Source organism: Pseudomonas fildesensis (genome assembly GCF_001050345.1).
In the GTDB taxonomy this organism is placed as follows: Bacteria; Pseudomonadota; Gammaproteobacteria; order Pseudomonadales; family Pseudomonadaceae; genus Aquipseudomonas; species Aquipseudomonas fildesensis.
In genome coordinates, this window is sequence record NZ_LFMW01000015.1 from 1 (window position 1) to 16,392 (window position 16,392).

A 16,392-nucleotide genomic window follows, 5' to 3' on the forward strand; every position below is an offset into this window, starting at 1 on the left:
ACCGCCACGATTCGGCCGAGCTCATAGCGCAAGAACAATGACCGACCGACACCGTTATCCAGCCGCTCAACCCGCCCCAGCACATCCCGGGAAACCCGCAGCCGGTTGTCATACGCATCGCTGATCGCTGTCAGCGTGCCATTGCGAAAATGATAAAAACGCGACGCCTGGGCCAGCACCAGTTCATCAGGCACAGACCCCAGGTAGATCGCTGCTTCGGCCAGCGAGTTAGTGATTGCTGGTCGAGAAGAGGTGGGTAACGGAAACTCAGTAATGCGATTTTCATGATCCGTCCAGACCACCGAATCGCCCGTCACAACAAGCCGCTGCGCCAGCGAATGACTCCACCCAAACCCCAGCCCACAATCGACTTCCACCGCACTGGTGCGATACAGCCGCGTCCACTCAAACGGCAAAATCCCGTCCAGCGAACCATCCGTCAGCGTCAGCAACTCCTCCCCAGTCACCATCGACACCGGGCAGCCGTTAGTCAGCGTCTTATCCGAAGAGGCAGAGGCATCCCCAGCCGGGTTCTTCGCCGAAGCGGGCACATCATCGACGTGTTCCTGCCGAACCAGCACCGTCCGCTGCGTAGCCTTGTCGCGAACCGCCGGCACCGGGTTCGAAACCAACTGATCCCCCGCCTTCAACTGCGCCACCGGTATCGCCCGAATCGGAGTCGCCGGACCACCGAGCAATAAAGGCTTAACCGCTTCGACATGCGACTCCAACCGAGGCCCCGCAAGCCGATCGGCCAGCATCTCCAGCCACTGGCGCGCCCGCCCGGACTTGATATGCCCCAACGCCTGCACACCCAGGCGAATTTTCACCCCCATGCCCCGTGTCGCCCAGATCAGACACAGATTGATCAACACTTCGCCGGTGATCTCGCCCAGTAGTTCATACATCTCTGGCGGCGGCAGCATCCGTATCCAGCCGACCATCGCCGACAGATAGATAAACAGCAGCGGCTCGTCGCTGAGCACCAGCAACCCATTGGCAATGGCGTCTTTGCCCAGTTTCAGAAGCTCATCGAGTTCGGCTTGGGAGATGTATTGCAGCAGCTTTGCGCTGTTGGTTTTGATGCCCGCCAGCAGGTCATACAACTGCGTGACGTTGCTCCACAGGTTGTAGAGGGCCTTGGCAATCCCGGTTGTGAACGCAACACCCTGTATCGCGCTGCGCTCAAACGGCGCGGCTTTGGCAAAGTCGTTCCATTGGGGCTTGAAAGTCTTCGTCCACTCATCGCGCAGACGAACTTCCAACCCTGTAATCACCGACTGATAAGACGCATACAGCGCCTTGACGTGATCCTTGGAAACGTTGGGGTAGAAAGTGATCTGGTACTTCTGGTCGCGGGTGCATTCCTTGACTTCAAGAATGCCGCTGGGGCCGATCGTTTGATGGATTGGCTCACCCAACGGGCTGCCATCCGCTGCAAGGGCTTGCAGCATCACCGGCGTGTTGCCGATTGGCACAAACCGGGTGCTTTCGAACATGTGCACCAGGGTTAATGAACCCTGAGTCTTGCACATGGCAACCGTGCTACTCGGGGCTTTGGCAGAAACAGGCGCTACCAACGCCACTTCATCCCCGACCTTGAATACCTGTTCGACATCCAGCGCTGAAAAGCTCCAGAAGCTCTCGGCCCACTCGTCAAACGTATTCAGGCAATCCCGGAAGTCTCGAAAAACGCTTTCAACATCCGGCGCTTTGGCGTTCATCGGGGTCAGGACGAACTTGCCAATGACCGGGATCAAGAAGCAGCCCCTGGGGGCAAGGCATTAACGGAGAAGTACATCGGCGGTCCCTCGCGCTGGTTGATCAGGCGAGAGACTTTGGAGAGGTTTGGCAGGTAAAGAAGTAGGCGCTATTCGTTGGAAGGGCTAGGAGGTTTCATCAAAACTTCGGGTAAACGCAGGGGCTGTCGTAGGAGTCGGATTACAAGTTGAACAGTCCTACAGCTTCAACTGCCCAATCGCCTTGCTCAACTCCCCCGCCAACGTTGCCAGCTCATTGCTGGTGGTCGCCGAATCCACCGTTTGCTGCACGGTATTCTCGGTCACATCACGAATGCTCACTACCGCGCGGTTCATCTCTTCGGCCACATGGCTTTGCTGCTCGGCGGCGACGGCGATCTGGGTGTTGCTCTCGCGCATCTGCGCCACGGCGTCGGTGATTTCGGCAAGAGCGGCGCCGGCTTCCTGGGCTTGTTGTACGCAGTCGTCGGCCTTGAACGAGCTTTCCTGCATGAAGTCCACCGCGTCGCGGGTGCCAGCCTGCAGGGCCGAAACCATGCGGGTGATTTCGTCGGTGGAATTTTGCACGCGCTTGGCCAGGTTGCGCACTTCGTCGGCGACTACGGCAAAGCCACGGCCCATTTCCCCGGCGCGCGCGGCTTCGATGGCGGCGTTGAGGGCGAGCAAATTGGTCTGTTCCGCGATGCTGTGGATCACTCCGACCACGCCGTTGATTTTCTGGCTGTCCTCGGCGAGTTTCTGGATCATCTCGGCGGTCTGCTGCACGCCGCTGGACAATCCGGCAATGGATTTCTGCACCCGGCTCACCACTTCTCGGCCGCTGCCGGCGAGGGTGTCGGCGGTTTGGGACAGGTCGCGCGTGGCGCCGGCATGCTGGGCGATGTGGTGGACGGTGGTAGTCATCTCGTTGATGGCGGTGGCGGCCTGGTCGGTTTCGCTTTGCTGGCCGAGCATGCCGTGCTGCACCTCGTTCATGCTGCTGGCCAGGCGTGCGGCGCCATCGTCCAATAGCTTGGCGGTGCGGGCCACGGTGTTGACCACGCGTTGGTAGCCGGCTTGCATGGCGTTGAAGGCGCTGGCCATCTGACCAACTTCGTCCTTGCAGGCCAGGGGCACGCGGGCTGACAGGTCGCCGGTTTTTTCGACGTGAAGCATCACGTCTTTGAGCGTGTTGAGTTGGCTGAGCAGGAAGCGGATCAGCAACTGCGAAGCGCAGAGCATCGCCAGCATCAGGATCATCACCGCCACGGCGTAGTTGGCGAAGCGCTCACTGAAGACCTGGCTCAGGCTCGGCGCGTAAGCAAGTACGGCGACCTGTTGCCCGTCAGCGCGGGCGACAACTTCAGCGCCCATGAGTGGATTTTCGCCGAACAAGGGCAGGTGATTGAGTTCGACCCAACCTTTGGCGGTGTTCAGGGCTGACAGATCTTGATCTGCCAATGGTGGGATTTGGCCACGGGCAAATGTCAGCCACTGCTCACCCTTGGGCAATGCCTTGTCGGCCGGCCAGGCATCGAGCAGTCGTGCCTGGGCTTGCGCCGAGGACTGGGACGCATGGCTACGCGACTGTTGCTCGAGATGCACGGCGTACAACACCAAGAGCAGGGTGGTGATAAAGGCGACCGCGTTGACGGCCCAGAATTTGTATTTCAGCGAGATATTGCTAAGCCAGGCACCCATGGAAGGTTTTCTCTGATAGCGGAAACAGCATTGGCAAGGTGCCATTATTGTGCCGCTACTGAGGAAAACGGTTTTGACATGGGTCAATGCGCCGCATCAATCCACGGCAGGCAACCCGAAAAACGCACGGGCGCTGGCGGTGCTGTGTGCAGCCACGTCTTCCACGCTTTCGTTGCGATGCAGGGCGACTTCGCGCAGCACTTCCGGCAGGTAGGCGGGTTCATTGCGGCCGTTTTTCGGCTTGGGGCGCAACGTACGCGGCAGCAGGTACGGCGCATCGCTTTCCAGCATCAGACGGCCTCGGGGAATTTCCCTGACCAGTGGATGCAGGTGCATCCCACGGCGTTCGTCGCAGATCCAGCCGGTAATGCCGATGTGCAAGTCGAGGTCGAGGTAGCTGAACAGCGCCTGCTGCTCACCGGTGAAGCAATGCACCACGGCGGCGGTCAGGTGGTCACGGTAGTCCTTGAGGATCTCCAGCAGGCGCTGGTTGGCGTCGCGCTCATGCAGAAACACCGGCAGTTTCAGCTCGACGGCCAGGGCCAGATGTTCTTCGAGGACTTTTTCCTGCTGCGGACGCGGGGAAAAATCCCGGTTGAAATCCAGCCCGCATTCGCCCACGGCGCGCACGCGACTTTCGCTGAGCAACCCGCGCAGTCGCTGGGCGCTGTCGTCATTCCAGTCACTGGCAGAGTGAGGGTGGATGCCGGCGGTGCTGAACAAACGTTGCCCGCTTTCATCGAGTTTTACGCACAGCTCCAGGGCGTGTTCACTGCCGTCGACGCTGGTGCCGGTGAGTACCAATTGTTGCACTCCGGCGGCATAGGCGCGTTCGAGAACAGCCGAGTGCTTCTCGTCGAAACTGGGGTTGGTCAGGTTGACGCCGATATCAATGAGTTGCATGGTGCTACCTCCGCCTGCGGCCGGAAAGCATATCAGAGCTGTAGATTTATAAGAAAAACGAAGAACTACAACGAGTTATAGCTGTCTTTGAACGTCGCAAGTGACATCGTGGTTGGCCGATCGCCTTTCCCCGTGTCGCCGTTGCGTACCTTGCCAGCGCATAAAGCGCTCTGTTTCTGACCTCCAGCACTTCGTTTTTTGCGAAGGCGCTGGCCAGTATTCTTTCCGGAGAGCGGATGATCCGACCCTCGGCGTTGCTTATGTTGTGCCTGACGTTACTGCTGCCCATGGCGGCGGTTGCGCGTCTGGACGGGCCGCTGGAAGTGACCCGGCCCGGTAAGGTGCGCGACCTGGCCGAGATTCGCTCCAGCCGCACCCTGCGCGTATTGGTCAACCAGAGCCGCAACAGCTCCGGTGAGGTGCAGGGCCAGGCCATCGGCGTCGAATACCATCGGCTGCGCGCGTTCGAGCAATACCTCAATGGCCACGCCCGTGATGGCCAGGAAATAAACCTCAAGATTATCCCCAAAGCCAAGGATCAACTGCTCGGTGCACTGGCCCGTGGCGAAGGCGATCTGGTGGCCCCCGGCGAACTGCTGGAGGTGAATGCCGCGCACAAGATCAGTACCAGCGACCCGATCGTCAGCGATGTGCCGTTGTGGCTGGTCGGCGTGAAGGGCGAACGGCGTTATACCAAGCTGGAGCAGCTCTCCGGACGGACCCTGACGCTGACCACCGGCAGTGCGGCGGCGGATGCAATCAGTCAGGTCAACCAGAAGTTGGCCCTGCACAAGCAGCCGCCGGTGAAGGTGGAGTGGGTCGACCCGAGCCTGGCAGTGGAAGACGTCTTGGAGATGGTCCAGGCCGGCATCTTTCACCTGACCATCGTCGAGAAGCCCATCGCCGAACGCTGGTCGAAGATCCTGCCCAAGTTGCGTTTTGACAAGCAGGTGGCGATCAGCGAGCCCGGCGACGAGTACTGGTTCGTGCGCCAGGAAGCGTCGATGCTGCGGGCGAGTATTGACCGTTTTCTCAAGACCTATCGAACGCCTTCCGACCAGGACGTGGCGTTCCAGCGTATCTACCGACGCCTTTACCAGGTGCGCAACCCGCTGGCGCGCGCCGACCGCCAGCGCCTGGAAAAACTGCGGCCAGTCCTGCAAAAGCACGCCCGCGAGCAGGGCATGGACTGGCTGAACCTCGCGGCGCTGGCGTTCAAGGAGTCTGCGCTCGATCCCGGCGCACGTAACAGCGGTGGTCCTACCGGCCTGATGCAGATCACGCCTTCGGCGGCGCAGCGGGTGGGCGTTAACAATATTGAGAATCTCGACAGCAATGTGCAGGCGGGCGCGCGCTACCTGTCGATGATCCGCCGCAAGTTTTTCTCCAGTCCCAAGCTCAACGAGCGCGAGCGCATGGCGTTTGTGCTGGCGGCCTACAACATGGGGCCGGAGCGGGTGCAGGGCATGCGTACCGAGGCAAAACGACGTGGGCTCAACCCCAATCAGTGGTTCTTCCAGGTTGAACGCATTGCCATGGAGCAGGTGGGGATGGGTGGGGTCAGCTATGTTAATAGTGTCAACAAGTACTACTTGGCGTTTGACCGGGAGCGGGAGTCCCTGGAACCGCCGGAGCCGAAAATCGCCTCACGGAAATAATCGATTTTATCGATATTAATTAGGCATTTTTTCGGCTTTTATCATTGTTTAAACTGATTAATATAGCGGCCAACCCACCCTACTTTGAAAGGATTAGCACCATGAGCCCACTGATCAAAAGCCTCCTGTCCACCCGCGCCGGTTATGGCCTGACTATTCTGCGTATCGTTGTCGGCATCATCTTCGCCGCCCACGGTTCGCAAAAGTTGTTTGGCTGGTTTGGCGGCTACGGCCTGGCCGGCACCGCCCAGTGGATGGAAAGCATCGGCCTGGCGCCGGGTACCCTGATGGCGCTGTTGTCGGGCGGTACCGAGTTCTTCGCCGGCCTGGCGTTGATCATTGGTCTGCTGGCGCGGCCTGCGGCGTTGGGCTTGACCATCCTGTCGCTGGTGGCGATCTTTTCGGTGCATATCCATAACGGTCTGTTCATGGCCAACAACGGTTATGAGTTCGCTCTGGCCTTGCTGGGCGGCTCGCTGGCAGTCCTGCTGGAAGGTGCTGGCAAACTGTCTGCCGACCGCGCCATCACCAACTGACCCTTGCATAAAACCCTGAAAAGGCCCGCCATGTGCGGGCCTTTTCGTTGCTCGGAATTCTTGACACCGCCCCACCGGCTTCTCTAGGATGCTGCTCATGCGCCGATTTAAACAGCTAATTGCGGGGCGCCACTGGGACTCGATGCAGCCCGACAGAAACCAGCTTTCACTTCAGAAGCCGGCTTCGAAATACCGCTAAAGCGCTGGTTCGGTGTTGCCTCCCACCTGCCCGCAGACTTTTGAGGCAGAGACACGACACGATGAATGCACTACGCCCCCTCATACACCTGGCCCCGATCACTGCGGACCTGACTCAACGCAATCCGAAAATTCTCCTGGGCGGCAAGCACCAGCCGACGTTGCTGCGTTACCTGGACGGCTGGCCACGTCGTAGCGGACGGCCTTCGGCGTTTCTGATCCAGTTTGTCGAAGACGGCGATTCACTTGCGCGCTTTGCCAGCAACAGTTTTGACCTCGCGGTGATCCAGGCTCCCACTGCCAGCAACGCGGCCGAGGTCATCCACCAACTGACACGCATCGCACGGCAAGGGCTGATTGCACGTCGTTGAGCCTTCAGTCATATGCTCCTGCTGGTGTCGACCGGCGACGATGCCTCCACTGATACAGCGCCCATGCAATCAGGCAGAGCAACGCAGGCACCGGCACAATCACCAGCAGCTTCACGTTTCGCTCCAGGCGATGTACCGCCGCGTATGCCCCGACGTTCAGCGTATGCAACTCTATCGGCAAACGCAGGCGCTCCTTGTTGAGCGCTTGCAGTTGGGTATTGGTATCGATTTCTTCGGTGCCCAGGGCGGTCACTGGCGGGTTTAGGCGTTCCCATTCCTTTTCGGTCAGCGCCAGCCGTCGCTCCAGATCTCCAGCCTGGTCTTGATAGGCCTGTGCGGCGACTTCGCGCATGCCCTCCAGTACTCGTAACGAGTGACTCACTCCAGCATGCGGTCGAATGTTCGTGAGTACCTCGGGAGCCACCAGGTTATCCAGCGTATTCAATACAAACAGGCTGTTGCTGTTTTGCGCCGAGCTGCCAGACGCCTCATTGAGCAAGTCCGTGTCGGCGACCACCACCACATGAATCTGCTCGGCCTTCTGCAACCCCGGCGGTCGTCCACTGATGCCGTCAGGGAATGCCGAATAGGCGGGGCCCTCGATGCGGGCTGCGATCACGTGCCGCTCACCCCGTTTGGCAGTTTTGCTGCCCGCTAAGCCTGGATCCAATAATGCAGATTGCCTGGAACTTTGCAGGAGCGGGGTGAGGGTTATCCGGCTTTTTTTAAGCCGCGAGAGAGCTCCACTGTTGGATACGGTCACGGTTTGCAGCTTCCAGGTGCTGACATCGCTCGCGTTCATTGCTTGGCGTGGCAGTGTTAATGAGGCGGGGTGATGTTCCGGGGTGGCGTAGGTGCTATCGACCACCACTTTGTCGCTTGGCATCGCGATTCCCCAGCCGGCGAGCAGCCCATCCAGCCGAGCGGCAGAGGGAACTGCCTGCGAGTCCAGTTCGCTCAGGGGGTCTATAAACATCAACAGCTTGCCTCCCCCCAATACAAATTGATCGACCGCATACAGTGTGGGTTCCGACAGCATGCGCGGGTGCACGAGCATCAGCGTTTTAATCGAAGAAGGGACATGATCGGCACTCGAGTCCAACTCAATCAGGTCGAAGTGCCTGTGCAGTTCCTGCATTAACGGCTCGGCCGATTCGCCTGTCGACAGCCCTGATAACAGACCGATCACAGGCGGCTCGGGATGGAGCAGTTGATTGATCAGATGGCTGATTTCATACTCCAGCAGGTGTTCCCTGTCGGGACTGAATGAGGCGATGCGTTGTGCAGCCTGACCGTCACGGGTACCGATAAGACCCAGAAACCCGTGTTTATCATCAAGGCCATATAATCGCGCTTTATAGTCATCCTCCGAGAAAGGCGCAGGGTCGATGATATGCAGATTGATCATGCCGTTGGCAGCGTGTTCGAAGGCCTTCAATTTTGCTTCAACGCGTTTACCGTAGGACTTCAGCGGGCCGCTCTTAAGTGCAGGCTTGCTTGAGTTGAAGAAGTACAAACTCAGTGGACTATCCAATTGGCGGAGCAAGGGCCGTACCGCGGGCGACAACGTGTTGTTTTTTTGTTGTGAGACGTCCCAGCGTAGATCCGGGAGTTTAACGGCCCATACCAGATTGAATGCCAGGAACAGTAACAGTATGACGCTAAGCGTCATGCCGGCCCGCAGGAGGGATCGCATTGAGGACGTTCCTTTTCAGCCGCTTTTGTAGTTGAGGATGACAGTCGTCGTAGCGAGAAAAGCGATAATCATACTGAGGAAATACAGACTCTCCTTGAGGGTGATGACCCCATGGTCGATCATGCCAAAGCGTAAATATGGACTCAGTGAGATCAAACTCTCGGCAATCCAGATAGGTGCCTGATGTTCCAGCGCATCAAGCACGGAAGATAAACCACTGGCCATTAGCAGCAGGCTCAGTGTCAACAGGAAAATCGCCAGGCGCTGGTGGGTTAATGCGCAAATAAAACAACCGACGGAAAGATAATTTCCCGCCAATAACCAACTTCCCAGATATTGCGAAGCAATCAGCACGTTATCCGCAGTGCCAAGTACGTTGACGACCATCACAAAGGGAAACGTCAACAACAACGCAACGCCGACCATAACCCAGGCGGCGAGAAACTTCCCCAGCACCAGTTCTGCCGGTGTGACAGGTAACGTTTTCATGAAATCGCCGAAGCCTGTCGCGTGCTCCTCCGCCCAAAGTTGGGTTGAAAGTGCCGGGATCAGTAACATGTAAAGCCAGGGATGCCATTCAAAAATGCCCTGCAGGTCGCTGCTGCTTCGCTCCAGCAACTGGCTCGTGTGCAACCCCAGCGTTGCAGAAAGCACCAGGAACGCCGCAAGGCTCAGGTAGGTCGCAGGTGCAGATAAATAGCTGGCAAGTTGGCGTTTGAAAACAGGCAGCAGATTCAATGGGGCGCCTCTTGGCTCAACTGATGAACGACATCGTTCAGGCGACCTGGCTCCAGTTTTAATGAGCTTATTTGCCAGTTTCGGTTGGCGATCAAGGCGCATATAGAGGGGTAAATGGTGTGTCCCGGCATCGCGAGAACGGTCACTGTGCCGGGGCTGTGGCGATGTTCTTCAATGCCTGCAACGCCAGGCAGTACGGCGAGAGCCAGCAGATCCAGATGAGACTCTGCCGCCAGGGTGACCGCCTGAAAGTGCCGGGAGCCGCGCTGCAACTCGGGCACGGAGGTGTCGGCCAACAGGCGGCCACTGCCGATGACCAGGGCACGCGTACAGATGCCGGACAGCGCTTCGCAATCGCGGGAGGCGACGATGACCGTCATTTCCTCGGTCAGTGACTGGATGAGCGTCCTGATCTTGTCTTGTTGATGAGGCGCCAGGCCCTCGCCGGGTTCGTCCAGCAGCAGTACGCCGGGATCATGCAGGATGGCCTGGGCAAGCGCGACCCTGCGCTTGTGCCCCGGGGGAAGTGTATGGACCGGGTAGCTGAGTACAGATGACAGTTCCAGGCGTGAGGCGGCGCGACCGACTCGACTGCGTTTTTCGATACCGTGAAATCCGCGCAGGGTGGCGATGAAGTTGAGCAAGCTGAAAACGGACATGCTGGGATGGTTGATTCCCGATTCAGGTTGATAGCCTATAGCCTTACATGCTTGAGTTCGGTGAGATTGAGTGTCGAAGCCAAAAATGTTCACATGCCCGGAAGTGGGGCGGATTGATCCGGAAATCATCTTTAGAAGTATAGTTTTACCTGCCCCTTCCGCACCAAATAATCCAAGGCACTCTTGGCGCTGTGCAGGAAATGAGAAATTGCTGATGACACTATTTTTACCCAGGTATTTTGTCAGGTTGCTTATCTCGATCATTAGGGTTTTCTACTGGCTTAATAAGGAAGATAGATGAAGAAGCCAATGCCAGGATTGAGGTGTAGAGGGCCTCGGGGTTGAAAATGGTACGTTTAATGTTGGGGCTTGCAAATGCTGAGATGTATTAATAAGACAAGTCCTACGTTCAGCCCAATAGCACGCTGAAACAATCGCCGCAGGATCAATGTTTATAAAGGGTCAGATGTTTATCTGGCGTTCAAATAAAATTAAACTAACGTCATGAGGCCTGAATACCATGATGCTGCTACGTACCCTTGTTCTTGAATGCTCTGGTGAGGATGCTCCGGTCAACGGTGCGCTGCTCTGTGGTTTCGCTGTGCCTCAGATTGCCTCGAACTTTCTTGTCTACAGCCTCGATGAAGAAGCAGAACCCGGGAGTTCCAGGGTATACGTCGCCGCGTTGCGTAAGAAACTTGATCGGTATTTCCTGGGGAGCGTCGATGTTCAGGAAGACCTGCAAGTTGCGATGCAAGTGTTTAAGCAAATACTGGTCCTGGCAGCTTCCGGTGCCAAAGCCGGGAGTGTTACCGAAACCCAGGTGCCTTATCACTTTGTCGACTTGAAAGGCTGCAATTTGCCACCCGCCAGGCCCAAGGATCATCACTCGGTCATTATCAAGAAAGCCTTGGTGATGAAGGTGATTACCCTGGGAACCTCTGCTCCCACGTCACCGGCCATCGAAAGCGCTACGTTGATTGTCCCCTCCATACGTTTTTCTTCCCAGATGGTCTCGCCGCGCAAGGTTACAAGCGTGCCTGAAGCGCTCCAGCCTCCGTTGCTTGAACAGCTGGCCGAGCCTGAGTCGCCGGCACCCGCGGTCGTTGCATCGGCTGAGTCGCTGCCAGAACCCGCACTCAGAGAGCGGCCTGCGTCGAACGCCCGGGCTGAGCCCCATTTGTTGTTTGAGGTGGATAGCACCTTGACCAACCTTGCGCGTGTCGCCCATGAGCTGACACAACAAAAGCTCGCGTTGATAAAGCAAGAAGAGGTACTTGAGCAGTGGCATGCCCAACTACAAGAGAGCGAAGTCGAGATTGAGAAAAAACGACAGGAACTGGTTAGCCGGACGCTGGAAGAAGGGACCGCCCTGGAGTTGAAGGCCCAGGCACTTGAAGGCCGTGAAGCACAGTTGGCAGATGCTTTCGCCGGGCAGCAATACGAGCAGCAGCAATTGGATGCTCGCGCTCATTCTCTTGAAAAGCGCATTGCGCAGGTTCGGGGCCAAGAGTTGCTGGTTCGTCAGAAGAATGAGAAGTTGGGGGTCATGCTTGGGCAGTTACCTGGCCTGCGCCAAAACCTGCAAGCAATGCTCATCGAGTTGGACCTGGCTGTGGACGGCATTGCCAGTGCTGAGCAGGCTCAAGCCCACGACGATCTTTGGAATATCTCGGTTTGACACAATATCTCCTGTGGTCTGGCTACTTTCCCGCGTTCATTTATCATCACTCTCTGTTCGTCGACGCCAGGTGTTGATGCTTTGGTGTAGTGGAATCAATGGACATTTCCAGGGGAAGCAAGCGTTTGAGTACCAAGCTGATTACCAAAGAAGGTCATGAGGCGCTGAAGAAAGAGCTGGATTACCTGTGGCGAGAAAAGCGTCCGGATACCACACGCAAGGTGACGTGGGCCGCTTCCTTGGGAGATCGCAGCGAGAACGCAGACTATCAGTACAACAAGAAGCTGCTGCGCGAGATCGATCGGCGGGTGCGCTATTTGCGCAAGCGCTTGGAAGACATGCGCGTGGTGGAGTACATGCCCGAGCAGGAAGGGCGAGTGTTTTTCGGGGCCTGGGTCGATATTGAAAACGAGCAGGGCGAGACCAAGCGCTTTCGCATTGTCGGTTATGACGAGATTTATGATCGGATGGACTACATCTCCATCGACTCGCCCATGGCCCGCGCTCTTCTGCGCAAGGAGGTAGACGATGAAGCCATCGTGCAGACCCCGGGTGGCGAGGTGTGCTGGTGGATCACCGGTATCGAGTATGTGAAGTAGGCAGTGAAGGGCCCGCATTCCGTGAGGAGTGCGGGCCCTTGGTGTTTCAGCCTTCGCGCAATACCGTCAACGGGCTGGCATTCAGCGCGCGGCGCGTTCCGAATACTCCCGCCCCGCCGATCAATACGGCGCCGATCACCGGCAGCAGCAACAGCCATGGATGCGGGTGCCAGACCAGGTCGAAGGCGTAGCGGTACAACACCCATGTCACCAGCTCGGTGCCGAGTGCCGCCAGTAAGCCGCTGACTGCGCCCAGCAAGCCGAACTCGATGCGTCGTGCCTTGACCAGCAACTTGCGCTCGGCGCCCAGCGCACGCAGTAGCGCGCCTTGGCGGATCCGCTCATCCAGGGTGGCCTGCAAGCCAGAGAACAGCACGGCCATACCCGCCGCGAGTACAAACAGCAGCACATATTCCACCGCCAATGTCACTTGGGCGAGGATGCTGCGCAGTTGCTCCAGCAGGGCCTCGACCTGCAGGATCGTCACGGCCGGGAAGGCCCGTGACAGGTCGACGATCTGCTGGTCATGGCCGGAAGCCAGATAGAAACTCGTAAGGTAGGTGGCTGGCAGATCCTTCAGGGTGCCCGGCTGGAAAATCATGAAGAAGTTGGGTTGGAAGTTATCCCAATTGATGGTTCGCAAGCTGGTGACTCGCGCCTCACGATTTTCCCCGCCCACTGTAAACACCAGATGATCATCGAGCTTGAGCTTAAGGCTCTCAGCAACCTTGGCCTCCACCGATACGCCCGGTATGTCATCGGTCGGTTGTTGTGACCACCACGACCCTGCGGTCAGCGCGTTGCCCGGTGGCAGGTCGGCTGCCCAGGTCAGGCTCAGGTCACGTTGCACCGCACGGTCGCCGCTGGAGTCCTTGCTGACAACCTCCTGCACCGGCTCGCCATTGATACTGATCAGCCGGCCAGGCACCACCGGATACAACGGCGCCGACTGGGCTTGCAGCTCCAGCAGGCGAGCGCCAAAGGCGTCCTTGTCGGCCGGCAGGATGTTCAGCGCGAAATAGTTGGGCGCGTCCTTTGGCAACTGGTTTTGCCAGGTGTCGAGCAACTCGCCACGCAGCAGCGCAATCAACCCCATGGACAGCAGGATCAAGCCAAACGCCAAGGACTGGCCCGCCGCTGCCAGCGGGTGGCGCAACAACTGGCCCAGGCCCAGGCGCCAAGGCAGGGACGCCCGCGCCAACAGGCGGCGAAGGCTTTGCAACAGCAACAGAAGCAAGCCGCCGAGGACCAGCGCAGCTACCACGCCGCCGCCAAGCAGGGCGAAGGTCAGCACCAGGTCGAGGCTCAGGCGCCACATGATCAGGCCCAGGGCAAACAGCGCCGCGCCGTAGACCATCCAGGAGCTGGAAGGAATCGGCAGCAAGTCGCGCCGCAATACCCGCAACGGCGGCACTCGGCCCAGTGCCGCCAGAGGGGGCAGGGCGAAGCCCGCGAGGGCGACCAGCCCGGTGCCGATCCCGGCCACTGCCGGTAACAGCCCGCCGGGTGGTACGTCCGCCGGCAACAGGTCATGCAGAAAATAGAACAGGCCAAATTGCGCCAGCCAGCCGAGGAGCGCGCCGGCAAGGCTCGCCAGCAGTCCCAGTACGCTCAATTGCAGGCTGAACAGCAGCATGGCTTCGCGCCGTGACAAACCCAGGCAGCGCAGCAACGCACTGGCATCGAAACGTCGGCTGGCAAAATGGTTTGCCGACAGCGCCACGGCCACACCTGCCAACAGCACTGCCACCAGGCTGGCCATGTTCAGGTAGCGCTCGGCCTTGCCCAGGGCGCCGCCGATTTGCTGGTTGCCGTCTCGCGCATCCTGCAAGCGCTGGTTGGCGGCAAGCCCCGGCTTGATCAGGTCGCGATAGGTTTGCAACGCCGTGCTGGCCTGCGGCCCGCGCCACAATTCGCGGTAACTGACGCGGCTGCCGGGCTGGACCACGCCGGTGGCATCGAGGTCCGCGAGGTTGATCATCACCCTCGGCGTGAGGCTGTAGAAGTTGCCGGCGCGATCCGGTTCATAGGTCAGGATGCGCGCCAGGCGCAAGGTCTTCATGCCCACATCGATACTGTCGCCGACTTTCATCTCAAGTGCCGTCAGCAGTCGCGCTTCTACCCAGGCCTCGCCGGGTTTCGGGCCACCTCCAGGGGTTTCATCACCGAAGGGGGCTGCGGCGCTTTTGAGTTCGCCGCGCAGCGGGTACTGCTCGTTGACCGCCTTGATGCTGGAGAGCTGGATGCCGTTATCGGTGGCGATGACGCTGGAGAACTCCACCACGCTCGCATGATCCAGGCCCAGTTCGGTTCCCGAGCGGATTTGCTCCGGGCGCGCGGGCGAGCTGCCCTCAAGCACCAGGTCGGCGCCAAGAAACTCGGTGGCGCGCAACATCATGGCGCCGTTGAGACGTGCACCGAAGTAACCGATGGCGGTGCTGGCGGCAACGGCCACCAGCAGGGCAAAGAACAGCACACGCAATTCGCCGGCGCGGGTGTCGCGCAGTAATTGGCGCATGGCAAGGCTGAACAGACGCAACAGCGGCAAACGTGCCATCAAGGCTCCAGGGGCGCGACCATCAGGCCGGCTTCAAGGCGGATCAGGCGTCGGCAACGGTGGGCCAGGCGCTCGTCATGGGTGACCAGCACCAGGGTCGTGCCGCTCTCTTTATTGAGTTCGAACAGCAGGTCGCTGATGCGCTCGCCCGTATGGCTGTCGAGGTTGCCGGTGGGCTCGTCGGCAAACAGCACGTCCGGTTCTGCGGCAAATGCGCGGGCAATCGCCACGCGTTGCTGCTCGCCACCGGAAAGCTGACGCGGCGAGTGGGTCAGGCGGTGGCCCAGGCCGACGCGTTCGAGCAAGTGCGTGGCACGCTCACGGGCGTCTTTGCGGCCGTCCAGTTCCAGCGGCAGCATGACGTTTTCCAGGGCGTTGAGGCTGTCGAGCAGTTGGAAGGATTGGAATACGAAGCCCACATGTTCGGCGCGGATGCGTGCGCGCTGGTCTTCGTCGAGGGTGCTCAGGGCTTGGCCGGCGAGGGTGACTTCGCCACTGCTGGGCAGGTCGAGGCCGGCCAGCAGGCCCAGGAGGGTGGATTTGCCGGAACCTGAGGCACCGACGATAGCCAGGCTATCGCCCTTGTTCAGTTCCAGGCTCAGTTCGTGCAGGATAGTCAGTTCACCTTCCGCGCTGGGAACCACTTTGCTAAGGTTCCGCGCGGTGAGAATGCTTGCGCCCATGGAGAATCCGATGCGAATGTGGTTTTTGAGTGCTGGCCTGGCCTTGATGTGCATGGCCCAGAACGCAGCGGCGGGTACAGTCCTGATCGTTGGCGATAGTATCAGTGCCGGTTTCGGACTGGATACCAGCAAAGGGTGGGTAGCCTTGCTGGGACAACGGCTCAAGAGCGAAGGTTTCGACGATAAAGTGGTCAATGCCTCGATCAGTGGTGACACCAGTGCCGGAGGCCTGGCGCGGCTGCCGGCGGCGCTTGCAGAGCATAAGCCGGACCTGGTGATCATTGAGCTTGGTGGCAATGACGGCTTGCGCGGACAGCCGCCAGCGCAATTGAAACAAAATCTTGCGTCGATGATCGACCAGTCCAAGGCCGGCGGTGCCAAGGTGTTGCTGTTGGGCATGCAATTGCCTCCCAACTACGGCCCGAAATACACCACGGCGTTTGCCGAGGTCTACGGTGCTTTGGCCAAGGAGAAGAGTGTTCCGTTGGTACCGTTTTTCCTCGACGGCGTGGGTGGTCATCCGGAGCTGATGCAGGCTGATCAACTCCATCCGGCGGTCGGCGCCCAGGGCAAGTTGCTGGAAAATGTCTGGCCGACGCTAAAACCGCTGCTATGACGCTTTTCTACCGGCAGGCTTTCGGCTAAGGTGGCGCCCCCCCGATTTGGAGCCCCC

The 16,392-nt window shown here is 59.0% G+C and carries 14 protein-coding genes; 6 read left to right on the forward strand and 8 right to left on the reverse strand.

The genetic code is table 11. The features are described from left to right. The 3 genes from ACR52_RS21335 to ACR52_RS21345 all read right to left on the reverse strand — a co-directional run. Window positions 1-1,760: DUF6531 domain-containing protein (locus ACR52_RS21335; protein ID WP_048729157.1), on the reverse strand; the 1,760-nt coding region annotated here is incomplete at its 3' end. A 198-nt stretch (window positions 1,761-1,958) separates the two neighbouring features. Continuing rightward, on the reverse strand, window positions 1,959-3,440 hold the full coding sequence (locus tag ACR52_RS21340; RefSeq protein ID WP_048729159.1) for a methyl-accepting chemotaxis protein: 1,482 nt from the start codon (window positions 3,438-3,440) through the stop codon (window positions 1,959-1,961). Between the two features lie 96 nt (window positions 3,441-3,536). Next, a complete protein-coding gene (locus ACR52_RS21345) occupies window positions 3,537-4,343 on the reverse strand; it encodes a TatD family hydrolase (protein WP_048729161.1) in 807 nt (268 codons plus the stop codon). 236 nt (window positions 4,344-4,579) lie between these two features. Here ACR52_RS21345 and ACR52_RS21350 point away from each other — a divergent pair, with 236 nt between their 5' ends. The 3 genes from ACR52_RS21350 to ACR52_RS21360 all read left to right on the forward strand — a co-directional run bounded on the left by ACR52_RS21350 (window position 4,580) and on the right by ACR52_RS21360 (window position 7,106). After that, window positions 4,580-6,001, forward strand: coding sequence for an MltF family protein (locus ACR52_RS21350; RefSeq protein ID WP_048729162.1), 1,422 nt, complete (start codon window positions 4,580-4,582; stop codon window positions 5,999-6,001). 101 nt (window positions 6,002-6,102) lie between these two features. Further along, the gene (locus tag ACR52_RS21355) at window positions 6,103-6,537 is read left to right on the forward strand and encodes a DoxX family protein (RefSeq protein WP_048729164.1); all 435 of its coding nucleotides are present in this window, start codon (window positions 6,103-6,105) and stop codon (window positions 6,535-6,537) included. A 260-nt stretch (window positions 6,538-6,797) separates the two neighbouring features. Continuing rightward, window positions 6,798-7,106 carry a hypothetical protein gene (locus ACR52_RS21360; RefSeq protein WP_048729166.1) on the forward strand — a complete coding sequence of 103 codons (309 nt, stop codon included), beginning with the start codon at window positions 6,798-6,800 and terminating at the stop codon, window positions 7,104-7,106. Window positions 7,107-7,110: 4 nt separating this feature from the next. On the opposite strand, the gene ACR52_RS21365 is transcribed toward ACR52_RS21360, so the two are convergent. Genes ACR52_RS21365 through ACR52_RS21375 form a run of 3 tightly spaced genes read right to left on the reverse strand, consistent with a single transcriptional unit; the run spans window position 7,111 to window position 10,463 of the window. Then, on the reverse strand, window positions 7,111-8,802 hold the full coding sequence (locus tag ACR52_RS21365) for a Gldg family protein (protein ID WP_048729168.1): 1,692 nt from the start codon (window positions 8,800-8,802) through the stop codon (window positions 7,111-7,113). 15 nt (window positions 8,803-8,817) lie between these two features. Next, window positions 8,818-9,540 (reverse strand): ABC-2 transporter permease, encoded by a 723-nt coding sequence (locus tag ACR52_RS21370; RefSeq protein WP_048729170.1) that lies wholly within the window; start codon window positions 9,538-9,540, stop codon window positions 8,818-8,820. Beyond that, entirely contained in the window at window positions 9,537-10,463 is a 927-nt protein-coding gene (locus ACR52_RS21375; RefSeq protein ID WP_048729172.1) for an ABC transporter ATP-binding protein, read from the reverse strand. Before ACR52_RS21375 ends, ACR52_RS21370 begins: the two co-directional genes overlap by 4 nt. Window positions 10,464-10,719: 256 nt before the next feature. Between ACR52_RS21375 and ACR52_RS21380 the strand changes: the two genes are divergently transcribed. Both ACR52_RS21380 and greB read left to right on the forward strand, forming a co-directional pair. Further along, window positions 10,720-11,880, forward strand: a complete 1,161-nt coding sequence (locus ACR52_RS21380; RefSeq protein ID WP_048729175.1) for a hypothetical protein — start codon at window positions 10,720-10,722, stop codon at window positions 11,878-11,880. 125 nt (window positions 11,881-12,005) lie between these two features. After that, window positions 12,006-12,479 carry a transcription elongation factor GreB gene (gene greB, locus ACR52_RS21385; protein WP_048729176.1) on the forward strand — a complete coding sequence of 158 codons (474 nt, stop codon included), beginning with the start codon at window positions 12,006-12,008 and terminating at the stop codon, window positions 12,477-12,479. 46 nt (window positions 12,480-12,525) lie between these two features. On the opposite strand, the gene ACR52_RS21390 is transcribed toward greB, so the two are convergent. Together ACR52_RS21390 and ACR52_RS21395 are read right to left on the reverse strand one after the other, a co-directional pair. Then, window positions 12,526-15,036, reverse strand: coding sequence for an ABC transporter permease (locus ACR52_RS21390; protein WP_048729178.1), 2,511 nt, complete (start codon window positions 15,034-15,036; stop codon window positions 12,526-12,528). Continuing rightward, window positions 15,036-15,719: an ABC transporter ATP-binding protein gene (locus ACR52_RS21395; protein WP_048729179.1), complete on the reverse strand. Its 684-nt coding sequence runs from the start codon at window positions 15,717-15,719 to the stop codon at window positions 15,036-15,038. Before ACR52_RS21395 ends, ACR52_RS21390 begins: the two co-directional genes overlap by 1 nt. A gap of 10 nt (window positions 15,720-15,729) precedes the next feature. Here ACR52_RS21395 and ACR52_RS21400 point away from each other — a divergent pair, with 10 nt between their 5' ends. After that, complete coding sequence (locus ACR52_RS21400; protein WP_048729181.1) at window positions 15,730-16,335, forward strand: arylesterase; 606 nt, start codon at window positions 15,730-15,732, stop codon at window positions 16,333-16,335. Window positions 16,336-16,392: the final 57 nt, after the last annotated feature.

Coding starts and splice junctions, on each gene's coding strand:
- ACR52_RS21340 (WP_048729159.1), bottom strand. CDS start 3,440: ATGGGTGCCTGGCTTAGCAATATCTCGCTGAAATACAAATTCTGGGCC.
- ACR52_RS21345 (WP_048729161.1), bottom strand. CDS start 4,343: ATGCAACTCATTGATATCGGCGTCAACCTGACCAACCCCAGTTTCGAC.
- ACR52_RS21350 (WP_048729162.1), top strand. CDS start 4,580: ATGATCCGACCCTCGGCGTTGCTTATGTTGTGCCTGACGTTACTGCTG.
- ACR52_RS21355 (WP_048729164.1), top strand. CDS start 6,103: ATGAGCCCACTGATCAAAAGCCTCCTGTCCACCCGCGCCGGTTATGGC.
- ACR52_RS21360 (WP_048729166.1), top strand. CDS start 6,798: ATGAATGCACTACGCCCCCTCATACACCTGGCCCCGATCACTGCGGAC.
- ACR52_RS21365 (WP_048729168.1), bottom strand. CDS start 8,802: ATGCGATCCCTCCTGCGGGCCGGCATGACGCTTAGCGTCATACTGTTA.
- ACR52_RS21375 (WP_048729172.1), bottom strand. CDS start 10,463: ATGATCGAGATAAGCAACCTGACAAAATACCTGGGTAAAAATAGTGTC.
- ACR52_RS21380 (WP_048729175.1), top strand. CDS start 10,720: ATGATGCTGCTACGTACCCTTGTTCTTGAATGCTCTGGTGAGGATGCT.
- ACR52_RS21390 (WP_048729178.1), bottom strand. CDS start 15,036: ATGGCACGTTTGCCGCTGTTGCGTCTGTTCAGCCTTGCCATGCGCCAA.
- ACR52_RS21395 (WP_048729179.1), bottom strand. CDS start 15,719: ATGGGCGCAAGCATTCTCACCGCGCGGAACCTTAGCAAAGTGGTTCCC.
- ACR52_RS21400 (WP_048729181.1), top strand. CDS start 15,730: ATGCGAATGTGGTTTTTGAGTGCTGGCCTGGCCTTGATGTGCATGGCC.